General features: G+C 67.3%; 14 protein-coding genes, 1 tRNA gene and 1 pseudogene. 9 read left to right on the top strand and 7 right to left on the bottom strand.

Features of this window, described 5'->3' with window-relative positions; all coding sequences use genetic code 11:
- Positions 1–27 precede the first annotated feature (27 nt).
- Positions 28–1,233 (top strand): acyl-CoA dehydrogenase family protein, encoded by a 1,206-nt coding sequence (locus tag QM841_RS33565; RefSeq protein ID WP_283335242.1) that lies wholly within the window; start codon positions 28–30, stop codon positions 1,231–1,233.
- A 164-nt stretch (positions 1,234–1,397) separates the two neighbouring features.
- Positions 1,398–3,032: an acyl-CoA synthetase gene (locus QM841_RS33560; RefSeq protein ID WP_283335241.1), complete on the top strand. Its 1,635-nt coding sequence runs from the start codon at positions 1,398–1,400 to the stop codon at positions 3,030–3,032.
- Between the two features lie 562 nt (positions 3,033–3,594).
- Here the strand turns inward: QM841_RS33560 and QM841_RS33550 are convergent.
- Positions 3,595–3,671, bottom strand: a tRNA-Met gene (locus tag QM841_RS33550).
- Positions 3,672–4,113: 442 nt separating this feature from the next.
- On the opposite strand from QM841_RS33550, the pseudogene QM841_RS33545 reads away from it, so the two are divergent.
- Positions 4,114–4,443: pseudogene (locus QM841_RS33545) on the top strand (transglycosylase family protein); the annotation flags it as partial.
- 480 nt (positions 4,444–4,923) lie between these two features.
- On the top strand, positions 4,924–5,478 hold the full coding sequence (locus QM841_RS33540) for a transglycosylase family protein (protein ID WP_280781668.1): 555 nt from the start codon (positions 4,924–4,926) through the stop codon (positions 5,476–5,478).
- A 76-nt stretch (positions 5,479–5,554) separates the two neighbouring features.
- On the opposite strand, the gene QM841_RS33535 is transcribed toward QM841_RS33540, so the two are convergent.
- Positions 5,555–8,533 carry a UPF0182 family protein gene (locus tag QM841_RS33535; protein ID WP_283335240.1) on the bottom strand — a complete coding sequence of 993 codons (2,979 nt, stop codon included), beginning with the start codon at positions 8,531–8,533 and terminating at the stop codon, positions 5,555–5,557.
- Positions 8,534–8,687: 154 nt separating this feature from the next.
- Between QM841_RS33535 and QM841_RS33530 the strand changes: the two genes are divergently transcribed.
- Complete coding sequence (locus QM841_RS33530; RefSeq protein ID WP_005240184.1) at positions 8,688–9,299, top strand: PPA1309 family protein; 612 nt, start codon at positions 8,688–8,690, stop codon at positions 9,297–9,299.
- A 4-nt stretch (positions 9,300–9,303) separates the two neighbouring features.
- Here the strand turns inward: QM841_RS33530 and QM841_RS33525 are convergent, their stop codons facing one another.
- Positions 9,304–10,326: a YlbL family protein gene (locus tag QM841_RS33525; RefSeq protein ID WP_280781667.1), complete on the bottom strand. Its 1,023-nt coding sequence runs from the start codon at positions 10,324–10,326 to the stop codon at positions 9,304–9,306.
- Between the two features lie 114 nt (positions 10,327–10,440).
- Between QM841_RS33525 and QM841_RS33520 the strand changes: the two genes are divergently transcribed.
- The 3 genes from QM841_RS33520 to QM841_RS33510 all read left to right on the top strand — a co-directional run bounded on the left by QM841_RS33520 (position 10,441) and on the right by QM841_RS33510 (position 14,233).
- Positions 10,441–11,868 (top strand): zinc-dependent metalloprotease, encoded by a 1,428-nt coding sequence (locus QM841_RS33520; RefSeq protein WP_280781666.1) that lies wholly within the window; start codon positions 10,441–10,443, stop codon positions 11,866–11,868.
- A gap of 119 nt (positions 11,869–11,987) precedes the next feature.
- A complete protein-coding gene (locus QM841_RS33515; protein WP_280781665.1) occupies positions 11,988–12,881 on the top strand; it encodes a hypothetical protein in 894 nt (297 codons plus the stop codon).
- Positions 12,878–14,233: an ABC1 kinase family protein gene (locus QM841_RS33510; protein ID WP_280781664.1), complete on the top strand. Its 1,356-nt coding sequence runs from the start codon at positions 12,878–12,880 to the stop codon at positions 14,231–14,233. The genes QM841_RS33515 and QM841_RS33510 overlap by 4 nt, the downstream gene beginning before the upstream one ends.
- Before the next feature lie 87 nt (positions 14,234–14,320).
- Here the strand turns inward: QM841_RS33510 and QM841_RS33505 are convergent, their stop codons facing one another.
- Entirely contained in the window at positions 14,321–14,662 is a 342-nt protein-coding gene (locus tag QM841_RS33505) for a WhiB family transcriptional regulator (protein ID WP_016883149.1), read from the bottom strand.
- Between the two features lie 451 nt (positions 14,663–15,113).
- Positions 15,114–17,252, bottom strand: a complete 2,139-nt coding sequence (locus QM841_RS33500) for an ATP-dependent DNA helicase UvrD2 (RefSeq protein ID WP_283335275.1) — start codon at positions 17,250–17,252, stop codon at positions 15,114–15,116.
- A gap of 80 nt (positions 17,253–17,332) precedes the next feature.
- Between QM841_RS33500 and QM841_RS33495 the strand changes: the two genes are divergently transcribed.
- Positions 17,333–17,587, top strand: a complete 255-nt coding sequence (locus QM841_RS33495; protein WP_105413134.1) for a mycoredoxin — start codon at positions 17,333–17,335, stop codon at positions 17,585–17,587.
- Here the strand turns inward: QM841_RS33495 and nudC are convergent.
- Positions 17,584–18,495: an NAD(+) diphosphatase gene (nudC, locus tag QM841_RS33490; protein WP_283335239.1), complete on the bottom strand. Its 912-nt coding sequence runs from the start codon at positions 18,493–18,495 to the stop codon at positions 17,584–17,586. The genes QM841_RS33495 and nudC overlap by 4 nt on opposite strands.
- A 20-nt stretch (positions 18,496–18,515) precedes the next feature.
- A complete protein-coding gene (locus QM841_RS33485; protein WP_009479578.1) occupies positions 18,516–19,583 on the bottom strand; it encodes a potassium channel family protein in 1,068 nt (355 codons plus the stop codon).
- Between the last annotated feature and the right edge of the window lie 37 nt (positions 19,584–19,620).

Here is a 19,620-nt window from a genome sequence, read left to right as displayed (position 1 = left end):
GGCCGGATTCGAACTAAGGAAACTGTCATGATCAACCTCGAACTTCCCAAGAAGCTCAAAGCCTCCGCGAATCAGGCGCACCAGGTCGCCGCGGAAATCTTCCGGCCGATCTCCCGCAAGTACGATCTCGCGGAGCACGCCTACCCCAAGGAACTCGACACCATGGCCGCCATGGTCGAGGGACTCAACGACTCCGGTAAGGGTGCGGCAGGCGCCGCCCTCGGACGGGGAGACGAGCCGAAGGTCATCGGGAACGTCAACGGCGGCAACATGTCGTCGCTGATGAATGTCATCGAAACCTGCTGGGGCGATGTCGGTCTCACACTGGCTATCCCGTACCAGGGCCTCGGCAACTCGGCCATCGCCGCCGTCGCCACCGACGAACAGCTCGAGCGTTTCGGCAAGGTGTGGGCCTCGATGGCCATCACCGAACCCGGCTTCGGTTCCGACTCCGCCGCCGTCACCACCACCGCGGTGCTCGACGGCGACGAGTACGTGCTCAACGGCGAGAAGATCTTCGTCACGGCCGGCGAGCGCTCCACGCACATCGTCGTGTGGGCCACCGTCGACAAGACGAAGGGCCGCGCCGCGATCAAGTCGTTCGTCGTCCCCCGCGACGCCCCCGGCCTGAGCGTCGCCCGCCTCGAGCACAAGCTGGGCATCAAGGCGTCCGACACCGCGGTCCTGCTGCTGCAGGACTGCCGGATCCCCAGGGACAACCTGCTCGGCACGCCGGAGGTCAACGTCGAGAAGGGCTTCGCCGGCGTCATGCAGACGTTCGACAACACCCGTCCGATCGTCGCCGGCATGGCGGTCGGCCTCGGCCGCGCCGCGCTCGAGGAACTGCGCAGCATCCTCTCCGACGCCGGCGTGGAGATCTCCTACGACACCCCCGCGTACAACCAGCACGCGGCGGCCGCCGAGTTCCTGCAGCTCGAGGCCGACTGGGAGGCCGCCTACCTGCTCGCTCTGCGCGCAACGTGGATGGCGGACAACAAGAAGCCGAACTCACTCGAAGCATCCATGTCGAAGGCGAAGGCCGGTCGCACCGGAACCGCCATTTCCCTCAAGGCCGTCGAACTCGCCGGGACCTTGGGCTACTCGGAGCGCCCGCTGCTCGAGAAGTGGGCGCGCGATTCCAAGATCCTCGACATCTTCGAGGGAACGCAGCAGGTCCAGCAGCTGATCGTCGCTCGCCGTCTGCTCGGAAAGTCGTCCGCCGAGCTGAAGTAGCAGCTCGAGGGGGACTTTCATCGAGGGGTGTAGCCCCCGCCGCGCTCCCCTGCGGCGGGGGCTTCTTCGTGCGGGACGTCCGGCTTCGCCGGACCGCGTGGCCGGACCGGCCTCTTCATCTACGCTGAACGGGAAATCCGTCACTGCAGCCGGAGGGGTTCTTGATGCCAGCTCAGCACTTCCTCACCAAGATCACGGACACCGTGGGAGCTGTGCGGGTGATGAACCGCGCAGGCCTCGTTCCCTTTCCCCGCGTCGATCAGGGCGTCCGATCGATCCTGGCCGTGCGGAAGTACGGACCGTTCGCCGGGCCCGTCCACGCGAATGCCGAGGCCGGGCTGGATGCGGTGGCCCTGATCGACGAGCGCGGCCCGCTCACCTACACCGACATCGAGGAGCAGTCCAACGCCCTGGTGCGGGCGTGGCAGGCCGACGGCATCACTCCCGGTTCGGTCATGGGATGCATGTGCCGCAATCATCGGGGCCTGGTCCTGACGATGCTCGCCGCCGCCAAGAACGGCACCAAGCTGGTGCTGATGAACACCGGGTTCGCCCGGCCGCAGCTCGTCGACGTCGCCGCCCGCGAGCAGGTTCAGGCGTTCGTGTACGACGACGAGTTCCACGCGGTCGCCGAGGCCCTCCCCGACGAGGTCATCGCCTATCGCTCCTGGGCGGAGGACGATTCGACGTCCCAGGTCCGCACACTCGACGACGTGATGGAGGGCAGAGACCGCAGTTCGCTGCCCGCGCCGTCCACGCAGGGCGGATTCGTCCTCCTCACCAGCGGCACCACGGGCACACCGAAGGGCGCTCCCCGCGGACACACGTCGCCGCTTGCGTCGGCCCAGTTCCTCGACCGGGTTCCGCTGCGACGCGGGCAGACGATGATGATGGCGGCCCCCGCCTTCCACGGAACGGGAGTCTCCCAGTTCGCGCTCGCGCTGGCGCTCGGCCAGACCGTGGTGATGCATCGCAAGTTCGATCCGGAGAACACGATCCGCCTGGTCGAGAAGCACCGCTGCGACACACTGGTCGTCGTTCCCACCATGCTGCAGCGCATCATCGATCTCGGGCCCGAGACGCTGGCGAAGTACGACACGTCGAGCCTGAAGATCATCTTCGCGGCCGGGTCCGCACTCTCCCCCGACCTATGCAAGCGCACCACCGCCGCCTTCGGCGAGGTGCTCCACAACCTGTACGGCTCGACCGAGGTCGCCGTCGCCACCGTCGCGACTCCGGCCGACCTTGCGCTGGCGCCGGGCACCGCGGGACGGGCACCCGTCACCTGCCACGTGGAACTCTATGACGAGTCGGGTCAACGGATCACCGAACCCGAGACCGTCGGACGGATCTTCGTCGCCAGCGGTCTCAGCTTCTCCGGCTACACCGACGGTCGTGACAAGGAGCGCATCAACGGTCTGCTGTCCACCGGCGACGTCGGCCACTTCGACCGCAACGGCCTCCTCTTCGTGGACGGCCGGGACGACGACATGATCGTCTCCGGCGGCGAGAACGTCTACCCCCTCGAGGTCGAGAACCTGCTCGCCGACCGCGAGGACGTGCTCGAGGCTGCTGTGATCGGTGTCGAGGACTCCGAATTCGGCCATCGCCTCAGGGCTTTCGTGGTACCCGGTCCGGGGTCCGCGAAGGACGCCGACGAGTTGAAGGCCCACGTCAAGTCGAACCTGGCGCGGTACAAGGTGCCCCGCGAGATCGTCTTCATCGAGGAACTCCCCCGCAACGCGACTGGCAAGTTGCTGCGTCGCGTCCTGATCGAGATGGACGTCACGGAGAGCTGATCCCGATCGCGGATCGGGGAACCGGTTCGTGTAGATCTGTTCCGCGGTCAGCGAATCCGGGATCGCGGCACCCCCGACGATCGGTGTCAGTTCGTCGACCGTCCCCTGCACTCGCGGCTGCTCTGCCGAATAGTGTTCTCATGCAGTCACTCCTGGACTGGAAGCACCTCCCTCGATGCCCGCGGCTCGCCGTCACTGCCCGACCGTCGACATCAGTCCCTATCTCGCCGAGAGAGCGCGCGCCCACAACAGCGCCGAATCCGCGGGTGTGGCAGCGGAACTCGACACCGCGTGCCGTGAGGTCGGGTTTGTCCAGATCGTCGCACTCGCAGCCCGTGTCCGAGTCCCTCAGCATGAGCCTCCGGGTGGAGTCCGCGAACATGATGAGCGACTCGGTCCGCAAGGGTACTCGACGGACTGGCCCATTTCACGCGACAGCCGCTGAGCGAAGCCCTCGTGCTGGTGGACGGGCAGTCGCACCGGCGAGGTGGTCCGCCCTCGACGGGGGCGAGCGGAGACAAAAAGAACCGGTGCCCTGGACTCCAGGACACCGGCTCTTCAGTGGTAGCGGGGACAGGATTTGAACCTGCGACCTCTGGGTTATGAGCCCAGCGAGCTACCGAGCTGCTCCACCCCGCGTTGCATGAACGAAGTTACACGAGCGAACGAACGGATTGCAAATCGCCCGGAAAGAGTCCGAGTAGCAACCTTTCGGCACCACTCGAGTCACATCCGTTACCTGAATGTTATGACGCTCGTCACATTTTAGTCGAAATCTGTAACGCTGCCGAAACCTGAAACTTCGGGGACGACCTGGGAAAACACCGTCCGTTCATCCCAGTATTTGGACGCCCGTCACAGAAAATCGACCCGTGACCATTCCGTGATCACCGCGTACGTTCGTTGCCAGCCCGAAACTACCGGGCAACGCCGACCCGCCGCAGCTCGACCTGCCCCCGCGGGATTCGGAATCCCGACACCTCGAGGGGCAGGGACGAGGACAGATCGACCACCGGGTCGGCACACCAGCCGTTACCGCACACCACAACCTCGTCAGCAGGCGCGGAGAGGAAACAACCACATGACCAATTCCAGCATCGTCAAGCGGACCATGGGCGCAATCGCACTCACCGGAGCAGTCATCGGAGTGCCGCTCGGCCTGAGCACCGGCACCGCATCGGCCGCTTCCGGAGACTGGGACGCCGTCGCAGCGTGTGAGAGCAGCGGCAACTGGGGCGCCGACACCGGAAACGGCTTCTCAGGCGGTCTGCAGTTCACCGACAGCACCTGGGCAGCGAACGGTGGCAGCGGCTCGCCGGCCAACGCCTCGCGCGAGGAGCAGATCCGCGTCGCCGAGAACGTCCTGGCGACCCAGGGCCCCGGCGCCTGGCCGGTCTGCGGACAGTACCTCTGATCCGCACCACACACTTGCGAGAGTGCCCCGCGCGCAGCACGACTGCGCGCGGGGCACTCCTGCATCGCACGGCCTCGACATACACCACCAGGACCCATGTTCCTGCCATTTCGACGTGAGCCGCTGCACAAAATCGTGGTGATCCCCGACACATAACAGCGGGGTAACGAATAGACTCCGAAACGATATCGAGGCAGGTTGACCTGCGCAGACAGGGGAAACTCGCCTGCGCCGCCGGACAGCTGTCCACCATTTTCGCCAGGTGAACTGCGGCCGAAGCTCCCGTACGGTCGCTCTCGGCCCGAAACAACCGGGCGAAAGCCGGCCCGCCGCTGCTAGCTCTGCCCCGCGGGTTCGGAATCCCCGAAACCTTCGAGGGGCAGGGACGCGGCACAGAATCGCAGCCCGGCGTGACGACGCAGACGTTGTCACCCGCAGGCCGGCCACGCCAGCAAGCGCGGAGAGGATTGACCCCGCATGACCAATCACAGCATCAGCAAGCGTGCCCTCGGCTGGATCGCCGTCACCGGAGCCGTCGTCGCCGTCCCGCTCGGACTGAGCACCGGCACCGCCTCCGCCGCTTCCCACAACTGGGACGGCGTCGCCCAGTGCGAGAGTGGCGGCAACTGGGGAATCAACACCGGAAACGGCTACTACGGCGGTCTGCAGTTCTCGCAGAGCACCTGGGAGGCCAACGGCGGCACCGGCTCGGCATCGAACGCCAGCAAGGCCGAGCAGGTCCGCGTCGCCGAGAACGTTCTCGCGACCCAGGGCCAGGGTGCATGGCCGGTGTGCGGTCAATACCTGTCCACCGGTGGCGGCGACGTCGCCGAGGCTCCCGCGCCCGCTCCGGAGCCCACCCCGGCTCCCGCCCCCGCGGCTCCGGCTCAGGTCCAGGCACCCGCCCCGGTCGAGCCCGCCGCACAGCAGACGCTCGACGCCGCGCGTCAGGTCGCCGAGCAGAACGGCTACGGACAGCAGTTCCAGCAGCTGGTGGACTCCAACCCGCAGTTGGTCGACGCACTGCGCTGATCTTCCGATCAGATACGACGAGGCCCTGTCATCCGGTTCGGATGACAGGGCCTCGTTCTCTGCGGTTGAAGCGCCTCTACTTCGGGATCGCCTCGTACGCGGCGACCGCCTTCTGGACGCGAGCAAGGGCTGCGCCGTAGGCCGCGAAGTCACCGCTGCGCTGCGCCGACGTCAAGGCGTCGAGCGACGCGTCCAACTCCGCCACGGCCGCCGAGACATCCGTGCCGGACGGCGGTGTCGCCGGGGCGGTCGGCGCCGGTGCCGCACCCTGATCGACCGGCGGCGTGGTGCCGGACTCCGGAGGCGTCCCCTCTTCCGCACTGGGTGCCGTCGCCACCGAGCCTGTGCCGGCACCGAACACCTGGTCGAGCGCCTGCGCCAACGTCGGGGCGTACCCGACGCGCACACTGTTACTCGGCGGCGGCTCGCGGTAGCTCACCAGCACTCGCGACAGCTGCGGGAACGTCGACGTGTTCGGGCCTGTCGAACTTCGCTCCGTATACATCGGTTCGACGTAGAGGATGCCGCCGTCCGCGATCGGCAAGGTCAGCAGGTTGCCGTACTGAATCTTGTTCGATCTCTCGAGCAGGGTTCTCTCCGACGCCACCCGTGGATCCGAGATCATCGAGTTCTGAGTCTGCTGCGGACCCTGGGTCTGCGTGTCCGTCGGCAACTGGAGCACCGTGAACTTGCCGTAATTCTCCGGATCCGATTTCACCGACAGATATGCAGACAAGAACTCGCGACTGTAACCCACCATCGCACTGGTCAGATTGAACGACGGTTTCCCGGTCTCGGGATCACCGACCAGCACGTAGTACGGCGGCTGGTTCGCGCTCGTGTCGATCGTGGGATCGCTCGGCACCGACCAGAACGCGTTGTTGGTGAAGAACTCCTTCGGATCGTCCACGTGGTACTTGGCGAGCATCTCGCGCTGCACCTTGAACAGGTCCTCGGGATAGCGGAAGTGCGCACGCAGTTCATCCGGAATCGAATCCGCCGGCTGGACCGCATCCGGGAACACACCCATCCACGCATCGAGCACCGGATCGTTCTGATCCACCTGGTAGAGCTTCACGGTGCCGTCGTACGCGTCGACGGTGGCCTTCACCGAGTTGCGGATGTAGGACACCTCCTTACGGGGCAGCAGGCGGCCGGTGTTCTGGTCGATGCTGTCCTCGACGAGTCCGTCGAGCGAACTGCGCTGGGCGTACGGGTAGTCCTGCAACGTGGTGTAGGCGTCCACGATCCAGACGACCTTGCCGTCGACGACGGCCGGGTACGAGTCGCCGTCCGCGGTCAGCCACGGGGCGACGTGCGTGACCCGGTCCCGCGGGTCCCGGTTGTAGATGATCTTGGAATCCGACCCGATGGCACCGGAGAACAGGATGTTGCGCTCGGTGTACTTGGCCGCGAACGCCAGCCGGTTGAACCAGTTGCCGATCGGCACACCACCGGAACCGGTGTACGTGTAGCGCGAGGTGTCGGTGTCGTACTCGCGCGGGTCCGAACCCTCGGATCCGCCGACGATCGCGTAGTCGGCGTCCGTGTCGGCGATGACCTCGCCGTAGTAGATGCGCGGCTGCTCGACCGGAATGACCTGATTACCCGCCTCCTGCGAGGCGATATCGCTGACCATGTAGACGGGGTAACCGCTGTTGCTGTTGGCGGCTTCCTCCGCGGACTCGCCGGCAGCGGCGTTCACCCGATTCGCGGGAGCTGCGACCAGTCCGTTGCCGTGCGTATAGACGGTGTGCTTGTTGATCCAGTCCGTCTGGTTACCCGTCAGGCTCTTGGACGACAACTCGCGGGCCGCGACGATGTAGTCACGCAACTGCCCGTCGATGTCGTACCGGTCGATGTCGAGCGTCGGCGGGAAACCGTAGAAGTTCTTCAACTGCTGCTGCTGGGTGAACGTCCGCGACAGGATGTTCGGATCGAGCAGTCGCGTGTTCTCGATGGTCATGACGTCGGCGGGCACGTCCCGCGGCGGCTTCGTGCCGTACCCCTGATAGTCCTGGTACTCGACCTTGTCGTCGGTGATGCCGTACGCCTGCCGCGTGGCGGCGATGTTCCGCTCGATGTACGCGCTCTCCTTGTCGGCGGCGTTGGGACGCACCGAGAACTGCTCGACCACGAGCGGCCACACCGCGCCGACCAGGATCGAGGAGAGCACGAGAAGCGCTGTCGCCATCGCGGGAATCCGCAGATCGCGCAGGAAGATCGCCGCGAAGAACGCACCCGCGCAGATGACCGCGATGGCCAGCAGGATCAGCTTCGCCTGCAGCACCGCATTCATGTCCGTGTAGCTACCACCGGTGAACGTGGGTTCCTTGCGGCTGCTCGACAGCAGCGAGTAACGGTCGAACCAGTACGCGACGGCCTTGAGGAGAATGAACGTTCCCGCGAGCACCGCCAACTGGACTCGCGCCGCATTGGTCAGTGCCCCGCCCCGGCCCGCCAGCTTCAGCCCGCCGAAGATGTAGTGCGTCACCAGGCTCGCGAAGAACGCCAGCAGAACCGCGACGAACAGCCAGTTGAGGACGAAACGGTAGAACGGCAGATCGAAGGTGTAGAAGCCGACGTCGAGGCCGAACTCGGGATCGGCGACGCCGAACGCGCCGCCGTTGACGAACAGCTGCACCGTCACCCAGCTGGACTGGGCGATCAGCCCGGCGAGCAGTCCCACCGCGATCGGAATGGCCAGGCCGAACAGGCGCAGCCGAGTCATCACCGTGGTGCGGTACCGCGCCACGGGATCGTTGGGACCCGACACCGGGACGAACACCGGCCGCGAACGGTAGGCGAGCAGCAGTGCCAGCCAGACGATTCCGCCGACCACGACACCGACTACGAGGAAGAGGAGCAGGCGGGTGATCAGGACCGTGGTGAAGACACCACGGAATCCGACCTCACCGAACCACAACCAGTCCGTGTAGGTACTGATGAGCCGAGGGCCCACCAGCAACAGGGCCGCGACGACAAGCGCCAGCACCAGCAGCACTCGGCTGCGTTTGGACAACGACGGTAAACCTGCGGGGGGCCGCATGCCCACGTGCCACACTCCAAGAATACGGCGACGCTGTCGCGCCGCGATCAACTGCACCGTTCGTTCGTCCACACCCGAACCGCACGGGCGTGACCGTTTCGTCCCACTCTACGTAACAACCGAGAGATGCGGCCGTCGGTCCTGTTCCGGGGGTGCGAAGATGGGTCTCGTGAGTGAAGAGAATGTGAACAGAGAGACGGACGCCCTCGCCCGCTGTGTGCGCGAGGTGGTCGAATTCGTCGATGCCGGAGGGTGGGATCAGCCGCCCCAGATGTTCGCACTCGTCCCGACCGAACTGCTCGCGGCCGCCGAACCGAGCCTGCTCGACCAACTCGCCGACGGCGCGGAATTGACCCCGGTGGAACAGGATCCGTTCCCCGACGACATCGACGGCGGGTCGCGCGCACTCGACGAGTTCCTCGCCACCACCAGCTGGCCGGAGTCCGTGGTGGGGTGCGCCCTCGTTCAGGAGATCGTCGTTCTACCGCCCGAGGCGGAGTCCGACCTCGACGACGCGCTCGTCCCCCTGCTGTCCGATCGAGACGCCGCCGACGACGCGGCGCGGGCCGCGGCCGAGTCGCATCCCGACCGCCGGTCCGCCCGGTTGATCGCCGCCGTGCTGCGCGACGGACCGTCGTTGTGTCTGATGCAGTTGCGCCCCGACGAGGACGCCGACCCGTACGCCGGCATCGAACTGCTCACCTACGAGGATCTGGCACCGAATCTCATCAGCGCGTTGTACGCCACCCTCGACGCGACCGAGGAGGACTGACCGCTCAGCAGTGCGGCGCGTCGGCTCCGGCATCGATCGCCTCGAGCGCGTCGACGGCTCCGCCGAGGTTCTCGACCTTCACCAGCCGGAGCCCGTCGGGCGCACCCTGGCGTGCCTCGTCGCAGTTCTTCGCCGGCACGAGGAACGTCTCGGCGCCCGCCTCCTCCGCGGCGATCAGCTTGTACTTGATGCCGCCGATGGGACCGACGTCGCCGTCGGAGTCGATCGTGCCGGTGCCGGCGACGAACTTGCCGCCGTTGAGTTCGCCCGGGCTGAGTTTGTCGATCACGGCGAGGGTGAACATGAGCCCCGCCGAGGGGCCGCCCACGTCGGCGAGGTTGAAGTCGATCGTGAACGGGACGTCCGGGATCTCCTCGGGAGTGATCCCCAGGTAGCCCTTGGACTCGTCGTCCGGGCGTGCGCCGAGCACTACCCGCACCGTCGTCTCGGCGCCGTCGCGCCGGATCACGATCGGCACCTCCGTCTTCGGGGGCACATCGGCCACCGCCTCCTGCACACCACCGACAGTGGACACCGGCTTTCCGTCGACACTCACCAGCACGTCGCCCTCGCGCAGCAGTCCCTGGGAGGGGCCGTCCTCACCGACCTTGGCGATCCGCAGGTCCACCGGCTTGCCCAGGAAGTGGAGTGCCGCGAGTTCGGCGCTGTCCTCCGACTGCTGGAAGTCGGCGTCGTTCTCCTGTTTGACCTCGTCCTTCGACTTGTCCGGCGGGTACACCTCTTCGCGGGGGACGATGCCCTGACGCCCACTGGCCCACAATCCGAACGCTTCGAACACGTTGAGCCCGTCGCGCACGGCGACCGTCGTCATGTTGAGGTGGCCGGTGGTGTCGTCGACCTCCGTCCCCTCGATGGCGACGACTTCCTCACCACCCACTTCGCCGAGTGTGTTGAACGTGGGTCCCGGCCCGAGGGCCACGTACGGCACCGTGATCACCGTGCCGAGAATTCCGAGTACCACGATCGGGGCCAGCGCAGCCAGAAGCGTCACGATCCGTCGATTCACCTGGACCAGCGTAGAGCGCGAACCCTCGGACACGGCTGTCGGCCGTCCCGCGTGTTCGCCGTCAGCGTGACGAGGTGGACAGCCACGGAACCACGCGCCTTGTACCGTTGAGTCATGAGCAATCCGCCCTTCGGCTTCTCCAAACCCGACGACGATCCCGATCGTGACAAGAACACGGGGGATCAGAACGGGCCCGACCGCGACAAGAACGCGGGCGGTTCCGACGACTTCGGTTTCGGGGCGGGTGGTTTTCCCGCCGGGGGCTTCGACCCGGCCTCCCTCGGCCAGATGCTGACCCAGTTCGGCCAGATGCTGAGCGGGATGGGCACGTCGATGGGCTCCGGTGAGCAGACCGGCCCGGTCAACTACGAGATCGCGAAGAAACTCGCGCGCCAGCAGATGGGGTCCGTCGCTCCCATCACCCAGGGCAACTCCGAGGCGATCGCCGATGCCTCACGGCTCGCGGAACTGTGGCTCGACGCCGCGACGACGCTGCCCGCCGGCGCAACGAAGACCGTCGCGTGGACGCCCAACGACTGGCTCGACAACACCCTCGACACCTGGAAGCGGCTGTGCGACCCCGTCGCGGAGAAGGTGTCCGGCATGTGGGTGCAGGGGCTGCCCGAGGAAGCGCAGCAGATGGCCGGCCCGATGATCGGCATGATGAGCCAGATGGGTGGCCTCGCGTTCGGCTCCCAGCTCGGCCAGGCTCTGGGCCAGTTGTCGAAGGAGGTGCTCACCTCCACCGACATCGGCCTCCCCCTCGGCCCGGCGGGCACGGGCGCACTGCTTCCCGCCGCGGTGGAGCGGTTCAGCAAGGGGCTCGAACAGCCCGACCGCGAGATCCTCGTCTTCCTCGCCGCGCGGGAGGCCGCCTACCAGCGCCTGTACAGCCACGTTCCGTGGCTGCGTCAGCGTCTCCTCGCCACCGTCGAGGAATACGCCCGCGGCATCACGATGGACTTCTCGGCCATCGAGGACATGGCGAAGGGACTCGACCCGTCCGCGCTGACCGATCCGTCGCAGCTCGAGAACATCCTGCAGCAGGGCGCGTTCGAACCGCAGACCACACCCGAGCAGAAGCAGGCCCTCGAGCGACTCGAGACGCTGCTCGCCCTCATCGAGGGCTGGGTCGAGGTCGTCGTCGCGTCGGCGCTGAACGACCGACTCCCCGGCGTCGCGGCCCTCAGCGAGACGCTGCGCCGCAGGCGTGCGACCGGCGGACCCGCCGAGCAGACGTTCGCGACGCTCGTCGGACTCGAACTGCGTCCCCGCAAGGTCCGGGAGGCGGCGCAGTTGTGGACTCGCCTGACGTCCGAGTCGACCGTCGATGCCCGTGACGGTGTGTGGGCCCACCCCGACCTGTTGCCCGACTCGTCCGATCTCGACAGCCCGGATGCGTTCGTCGAACGTGTGCTCGGCGGCGGCGACGGCGGCGACTTCGACAATCCGATGGCGCAGCTGGAGGCAACCGAGGCGCGCGAGCGGGCCGAGGAAGCCGAACGCGGCAAGTCCGGCAAGGACGACGAGTCCGAGTCCTGACCTCCTGATCCCACCAATCTTGCGATAGCGGGAAGTCCACAGGTCGAGGCATGTTTCGGCCTGTGGACAACCCGCGTTTTCGGCGCTGACGCCCGGTCGTGGCCTGCGATCCTCAGCGGGTGACCATCCAGCCCACACCCCACGTCGGTGTCACCCTCGATCCCCGGATCGCCGTACTCGTCCGCCCCGACGGGCGGGTGCAGTTCGGCTGGGATCCCGAGCGCGCGCTCGTACTCGCCCCGCCGCCCGGGGTCCGGACCGAGCAACTCCTGGCCGTCGTCCGACTGCTCGACGGCAAGAACTCGCGGCCGCACATCCTGTGGACCGCCGTCGGATACGGCCTGGCGCCCACGGACGTGTCGAAACTGCTCGGCGACCTCGACCGGGCCGGTCTGATCGATGTCGCAGGCACGTCCCCCGCCGCGGACACGATCCCGATTCGCGTGCACGGGCGCGGCCCGCTGTCGGATGCGGTGTCGGCCGGGCTCACGGACGGCGGCATCCGGGTCTCCCGCTCCTTCCGCTATTCCGCCGACAGCGACGTCCGGCGATGGAACGCCCTGTGCGTCGTACTCGCGGACGATCTGGTGGCGGAACCGCGGCTCGTCGCGGATCTGGTCCAGAACGGGATACCGCACCTGCAGGTCCGGCTGCGTGACGGCCGCGGTGTGGTCGGCCCACTGGTGCTCCCGGGCCACACCAGTTGCCTGCGGTGCGCCGACCTCCTCCGCGCCGCGTACGACGAGGACTGGCCGCACCTGTCCGCTCAGCTCCTCGGGACGGTCGGGCACGCGAGCCCCGCCGTGATCATGGCCACGGCAGCAGTCGCCCTCGGCCAGCTCGAGGCCGTCTTGGCTGCTCCGCGAGGCGCGCCGCCCAGCAGCCTCGACGCGACGCTCGAGATCGATCTCGGCGCGCACCGGCTGGTGACCCGGCGCTGGCCACGGCAGGCGAGCTGCAGCTGCACGTATCTGGCACCCGCCGTGGGCGAATCGAACCGGCTTCGGTCATGATGCATGATGGTGGGGTGTCCGACATCCCCCGCAGGAGTTCCGCCCGCACCGCCAAGCTCGCGAGCATCCCGTTGGGGATCGCGGGGCGTGCCGCGATGGGCTTCGGCCGGAAGCTGACCGGCGGTGACAAGGACGAGATCGACGCCCAGCTGAGCGCGAAGGCCGCCGAGCAATTGTTCGCGGTCCTCGGCGAACTCAAGGGCGGTGCCATGAAACTGGGGCAGGCGCTCAGCGTCATGGAGGCGGCGATCCCCGAAGAGTTCGCGGAACCCTACCGTGAATCGCTGAACAAGCTGCAGGCGCAGGCGCCTCCCCTGCCCGCGCGGGCCGTCCACAGAATGCTCGACCAACAGCTCGGCACCAAGTGGCGTGACCGGTTCCAGTCGTTCGACGACACCCCGACCGCATCGGCCAGCATCGGCCAGGTACACCGCGCGGTGTGGGCCGACGGTCGCGACGTGGCCGTCAAGGTTCAGTACCCCGGCGCCGACGAGGCGCTGCGCGCCGACCTGAAGACGCTCGGCCGATTCGCGGGACTGTTCGCCTCGGTCATGCCCGGCGTCGACGTGCGCCCGGTCATCGACGAGTTCACGGCCCGCACCGAGGAAGAACTCGACTACCGGATCGAGGCGAACAATCAGCGCCGCTTCGCCAAGGTATACGACGGGGATCCGCAGTTCGCGATTCCGCACGTGGTCGCCAGTGCCCCCAAGGTCGTGGTCACCGAGTGGATGTCGGCGAAGCCGCTGTCGGCCATCATCGCCGACGGCACCCCCGAGGAACGCAACACCGCGGGTGCACTGCTCGCGGAGTTCCACTTCGCCTCCCCCACCCGCGTCGGCCTGCTCCACTGCGACCCGCATCCGGGTAACTTCATGCTGCACAGCGACGGCCGCCTCGGTGTCATCGATTTCGGTGCCGCGGCACCGTTTCCGCACGGTCTTCCCCCGGTGCTCGGGTCCATGGTCCGGCTGGCGCTCCACGAGCAGTTCGACGAACTGACGGAGTTGCTGCACGCCAACGGATTCGTTCTGCCCGGCCGGACGGTCACCGACAAGGAGATCGCGGACTACCTGCGTCCCGTCACCGACCCGATCCGCACCGAATCATTCCACTTCACCCGCGCCTGGCTGCAGAAGGCCGCGGGTTCCGCGACCGACTTCAACAGTGCACAGTTCCGGACGGCCCGGGCACTGAATCTGCCGGCGGAGTACCTGATGATCTTCCGGGTTCTCGTCGGCTCGGTGGGAATCTGCGCTCAGCTGGACGCGTACGCGCCGTACATGGAGATCCTCACGCGGTGGCTCCCCGGCTTCGCCGAGCCTGCCCCCGAGGACGAAGACACCGTCTGACCCCGAAAACACAGAACGGGCGTTCGCCCGGACCACTCGTGTGAGTGGCCGGGCGAACGCCCGAATTCTCCCGCCCCGTACCGGTTTCTACGCACAGACCAGAGTCTGAGTCTTGCGCGGACGTCCCCGGGGACGCTTGCGGGCGATCACGACACCCTGGTCGAAGATCTCCCCACCCCACACGCCCCACGGCTCACCCCGATCGAGGGCCGCGTCGAGGCAGCGGGAGCGGATCGGGCAGGACGCGCACAGCGCCTTCGCCTGTTCCAGCTCGGTGGGAGAATCCGCAAACCACAGGTCGGGATCATCGACCCGGCAGGGCAGGTCACCACGTGCGGACACTATCTGAACAAATCCGCTTGTGGCGGTTGAGGTTTCGGATACCCCTCGGCATGTCACGGTAGACACGTCCTTCTCCTCTGCTCTCATTGCGACGGTCAATCTCTTCGGTTCGATGAAGTGGGTGCGAACCAGAGCCGAGGCTGCGAGCGGGAAAGGTGCTCGAACTACAAAGGCCACGGTCCGCGATGCGGGTCCGTGGCCTTGGAAAGACGGTGGGAGTTGATCTACCGAGGAATTCCTCGACAACTCCGATACACGGACTCGACTGCTGCTGCGGGACGACGACGGGCTGCCGACCAGACAATCGCCGGTGCCGTTTCCGCCGCGTTCATGCCGAACAGTGCGGAGGCAGCAGCGACTGCCGTCTCATGTGCTTGGAACTTCGTCATTTCACTGCCACCTCCATTTCTTCTCGATCCGATGTGAACCACACGGGTCTCCCCGCGCACTGAAACCACAGTAGGCAATTCTCCAGAACCGCACAACCTATTTTTGACCTGCAGTGATGCGCGCTACTCCCGCACCGCGTGGGAGTCGTTCAGGGACTACCGCTTCCCTTGATCACACCGAGGACGTCCTCACCGAACTGCTCGAGCTTCTTCGCACCGATCCCGGGGATCGCGACGAGCCCGCGATCGTCCTGCGGCCGCTGCTCGGCGAGAGCCGTCAACGTGTTGTCGCTGAACACCACGTACGCCGGAACCTTCAGCTCCCGCGACTTCTCGAGCCGCCACGACCGCAGCGATTCGAGCAGTTCCACGTCGACATTGGACGGGCACCCCTCGCAGCGACCGAGCATGGTCGCGGTCGTCCCGATCAGCTGTTTTCCGCACAGCCGGCACCGTGGACGCTTCTTGGTGCTCTTGGCGGGCGCCGCGATCCGCGAGGCAGGTGAATCCTCGGGGATGAGGCCGTGCAGGAACCGCGAACGGCGCCGCGACTTGCGGCCGCCCTCGTTCCGGGACAGTGCCCACGACATCTGCAGGTGCTCCCGGGCGCGGGTCACCCCGACGTACAGCAACCGCCGCTCCTCCTCGACGGCCGCCTCGTCCGGTGCCGAGTTGGAGTCGCCGAGCACGTGCTGGATGGGCAGCGTTCCGTCGGTCAGCCCGACGAGGAACACGGCGTCCCATTCGAGCCCCTTGGCGGCGTGCAGGGACGCGAGTGTCACACCCTGCACGACGGGTGGGTGCCGTGCCTCGGCGCGCAGGCTCAGTTCGCGCAACAGCGCCTCCAGGCTCAACTCCGGGTCCTGGGTCAGCTGCTCCTCGGTGAGCGCGACCAGCGCCGACAGCGACGACCACCGTTCGCGAGCCTGCGCACCCGCCGGTTCCGCGTCGGTCAGCCCCAGCGGAGCGAGGACCGCGCGGACGAGCGTGACCAGGTCGGCGCCGACCGCATCCGGCAGGTCGTCGCGGCCCGCGGCCTGCCGTAGTGCCGCCACGGCCTGACGGACCTCGGTGCGCGTGAAGAAGCCCTCACCGCCCCGGACCTGGTACGGGATGTCGAGTTTCGTCAGCGCCTGCTCGTGCACCTCGGACTGGGCGTTGATCCGGTACAGGACCGCGATCTCCGCGGCCGGAGTGCCGGACGCGATGAGCCGCTTGATCGTGCGCGCCACCCCGGCGGCCTCGGCCGGCTCGTCGTCGAACTCGACGAAACTCGGCTCCGGTCCGGAGTCGCGTTGGCCGATCAGCTGCAGACGGGTGCCCGCGATCCTGCCGCGCGCCGCTCCGATCACCCGGTTCGCCATCGACACGACCTCGGGGGTCGAACGGTAGTCGCGCTCGAGGCGCACGACGGTGGCCTCGGGGAACCGGCGCGAGAAGTCGAGCAGGTAATTGGGTGTGGCGCCGGTGAACGAGTAGATGGTCTGGTTGGCGTCACCGACGACGGTGAGGTCGTCCCGCTCCCCGAGCCAGGCGTCGAGGACACGCTGCTGTAGCGGGGTGACGTCCTGGTACTCGTCCACGACGAAGCACCGGTATCGGTCGCGGAACTCCTCGGCGACAGCCGAATGCTCCTCGAGCGCTGCCGCCGTGTGGAGCAGGAGATCGTCGAAGTCGAGGAGCATCCCGTCCTGGCCGCGGGCCTTGAGCTGCTCGTAGCCGTGATAGACCTCGGCGACCTTCGCGGCGTCGACCGGCGCCTTCCGGCGTAACTTGGCCACCGCACGCGGGTAGTCCTCCGGCGCGATCAGCGAGGCCTTGGCCCACTCGATCTCGCTCGCCAGGTCGCGGACGCTCTCCGTGCTGGTGGACAACCCGACCCGTCCGGCGGCGGACGACACGACCGCGAACTTGCGGTCCAGCAGCCGCCACTCCGTGTCGCCGATCACCTGCGGCCAGAAGTACCTGAGCTGCCGGAGTGCGGCGGCGTGGAACGTGCGCGCCTGGACCTGCGCTCCCCCGTCGCCGATCCCCAGGCTGCGCAGCCGGCCGCGCATCTCACCTGCCGCGCGAGCGGTGAACGTGACCGCCAGCACCTGTCCCGCGGCGACGTGCCCACTGGCCACGAGGTGCGCGATACGCCGGGTGATGGTCCGGGTCTTCCCTGTTCCGGCCCCCGCCAGCACACACACCGGGCCCCGGGGAGCGAGTACCGCTGCGGACTGTTCGGGATCGAGACCGGTACTCGTCACCTCTGCTGCGCCGGCTGCTGACATGGCGTCCATCATGACAGGGGCAACCGACACGGCGCGAAGCGGACGAACACCGCAGTGGGAACACACGACGGAGTCGTGGTGTTATATCCGCCGTGACTGCTACCGACACCCCGGCCCTGACCATCTACTCCACCACCTGGTGCGGCTACTGCCGGCGCCTGAAGACGCAGCTGGACGAATCCGGCATCGGCTACATGGAGATCGACATCGAGGACGACCCGGCGTCGGCGGAGTTCGTCGGCAGCGTCAACGGCGGCAACCACGTCGTCCCCACCGTCAAGTTCGCCGACGGCAGCACCGCGACCAACCCGTCGTTGGCGCAGGTCAAGAAGCTCCTCGGCGTCTAGGACTCCGTCGCTGCTCCCGCCCAGGACTCGATGATTCCGCGAGCGATGGAAATCGAGCCCGGGAGCAGCAGCGGGGCGTCGGTGTCCGACGCCCAGTCGCCGAGTTCGAGTGCCGTGCGCACCTCGTCCCGAGTGAACCACCGGGCCTCGGCGATCTCGCCGTCCGCGAACGTCAGCGGGGCGTCGGGATCGCCGACGGCCGCGAACCCGATCATCACCGAACGGGGAAACGGCCACGGCTGGCTGCCCAGGTAACGCACGTCACGGACGTCGACACCCACTTCTTCCTTGATCTCCCGGACCACGCACGTCTCCAGCGACTCACCGGCCTCGACGAATCCGGCCAGGATCGAGAACCGCCGCGCCGGCCACGTGGGCTGCCGGGCTAGCAGGACGCGGTCTCCGCCGTCGTGCACGAGGCAGATGACCGCCGGATCGGTGCGGGGAAATTCTTCGTGCCCGGTGCTCGTCGAGATCCGCGACCACCCCGACGTCGTCGGCTCGGACGGCGCGCCGTCGAGCGCGCTGAAGCCCGCGCTGTCGTGCCAGTTGAGCATCGCGAGGGCCCCGGTGAGTACGCCGGCGTCCGCGTCGTCCAGCGTCCCGCCCAGCATCCGGAGATCCGCCAGTTCGCCGGTCAGCGCCTGCACCCGCACCGCCCACACGTGCCGGTCCTTGCGGATGCCGAGGAAGACCGCCCCGCGTTGCGGTTCGGGGCCGAGTTCGGTGGCCTCCGCGAAGACGAGGCCGTCGTCCCCTACCCGCACCTGTCCGCGGTGATTGACGCGCAGCAGCAGTGCATCCCGCCAGCCCGCTCGCAGCGCGTCCGTGTCCGAACGCAATTCCTCGGCCCGCCCGACGGCGGAGCGGGACAGGAGCGGGGTGTCGTTCAGCCGGAATTCAGTCACGCCGTCGACACTACTGCCGGTCAGTTGGCGACCCGACGGATGTACAGCAGTCGGTCGTTCTCCTCGATCGAATCGACCTCCGGTGAGCCGACCCGGATCAGCCGCCCGTCCCGCACCACGCCGAGCACGATGTCCGCGAGGTGACGCGGGGAGCCGCCGATCTCGTCCCGCTCCACGGGGCGCTCCGCGATCGCGAAACCGGCCTCCGGAGTCAGGAGGTCCTCCATCATCTCGACGACGCTCGGCGTCTTCGTGGCGATGCCGAGGAGCCGGCCCGCGGTCTCGGAGGACACGACGACCGAATCGGCGCCGGACTGCCGGAGCAGATGCGTGTTCTCGGATTCGCGGATCGCCGCGACGATCTTCGCCTTCGGTGCGATCTCGCGCGCCGTCAGCGTCACCAGCACCGCGGTGTCGTCACGGTTGGCCGCGACGATGATCGCCGACGCGTTCTGCGCGCCCGCCAACCGCAGCACGTCCGATTTGGTGGCGGACCCGTGGACCGTGACGAGCCCCTTGCTGGCCGCCGAGTCGAGCACCGCGTGATCGGTGTCGACCACCACGATCTCCGACGGCGGAACGTCGTCGCCGAGCATCGCGTCGATCGCGGTGCGTCCCTTGGTTCCGTAGCCGATCACCACGGTGTGATTGCGCACGTGCTGCCTCCAACGCTGGATTTTGAACGCCTGCCGGGAGCTCTGCGTGAGCGCGGAGAGAGTCGTACCGACGAGGACGATGAGGAAGAAGATTCGAAGAGGCGTGATCAGGAGAACGTTGACGAGCCTCGCGGACGGGGTGAACGGCGTGATGTCGCCGTAGCCCGTCGTGGACAACGACACCGTCGCGTAGTAGATGCAGTCGAGCAGCGACAATTCGTTGTCCTGCGCGTCGCGGTAGCCCGCCCGGTCGATGTAGACGATGAGAACCGCCAACATCAACGCCGCCAGGGCGATACCCACGCGGCGGTAGATCGCCCGCGCCGGACTGGTCTGCAGCTCCGGAATCCGGAGCACCCCCACCAACGCGAAGTCAGGCCGGTCGGTCAGGGTGTCCGACCTGGTCAATCTCTCACGCAGCCTACCGGCCATATGTTCGTCCCCACGTTGCACTGAACTCCGACATCGG

Origin of the sequence: Rhodococcus sp. IEGM 1307, from assembly GCF_030056915.1 — a bacterium.
Taxonomy (GTDB): Bacteria; Actinomycetota; Actinomycetes; order Mycobacteriales; family Mycobacteriaceae; genus Rhodococcus_F; species Rhodococcus_F opacus_D.
This window is presented reverse-complemented; position numbering and strand designations above follow the sequence as displayed.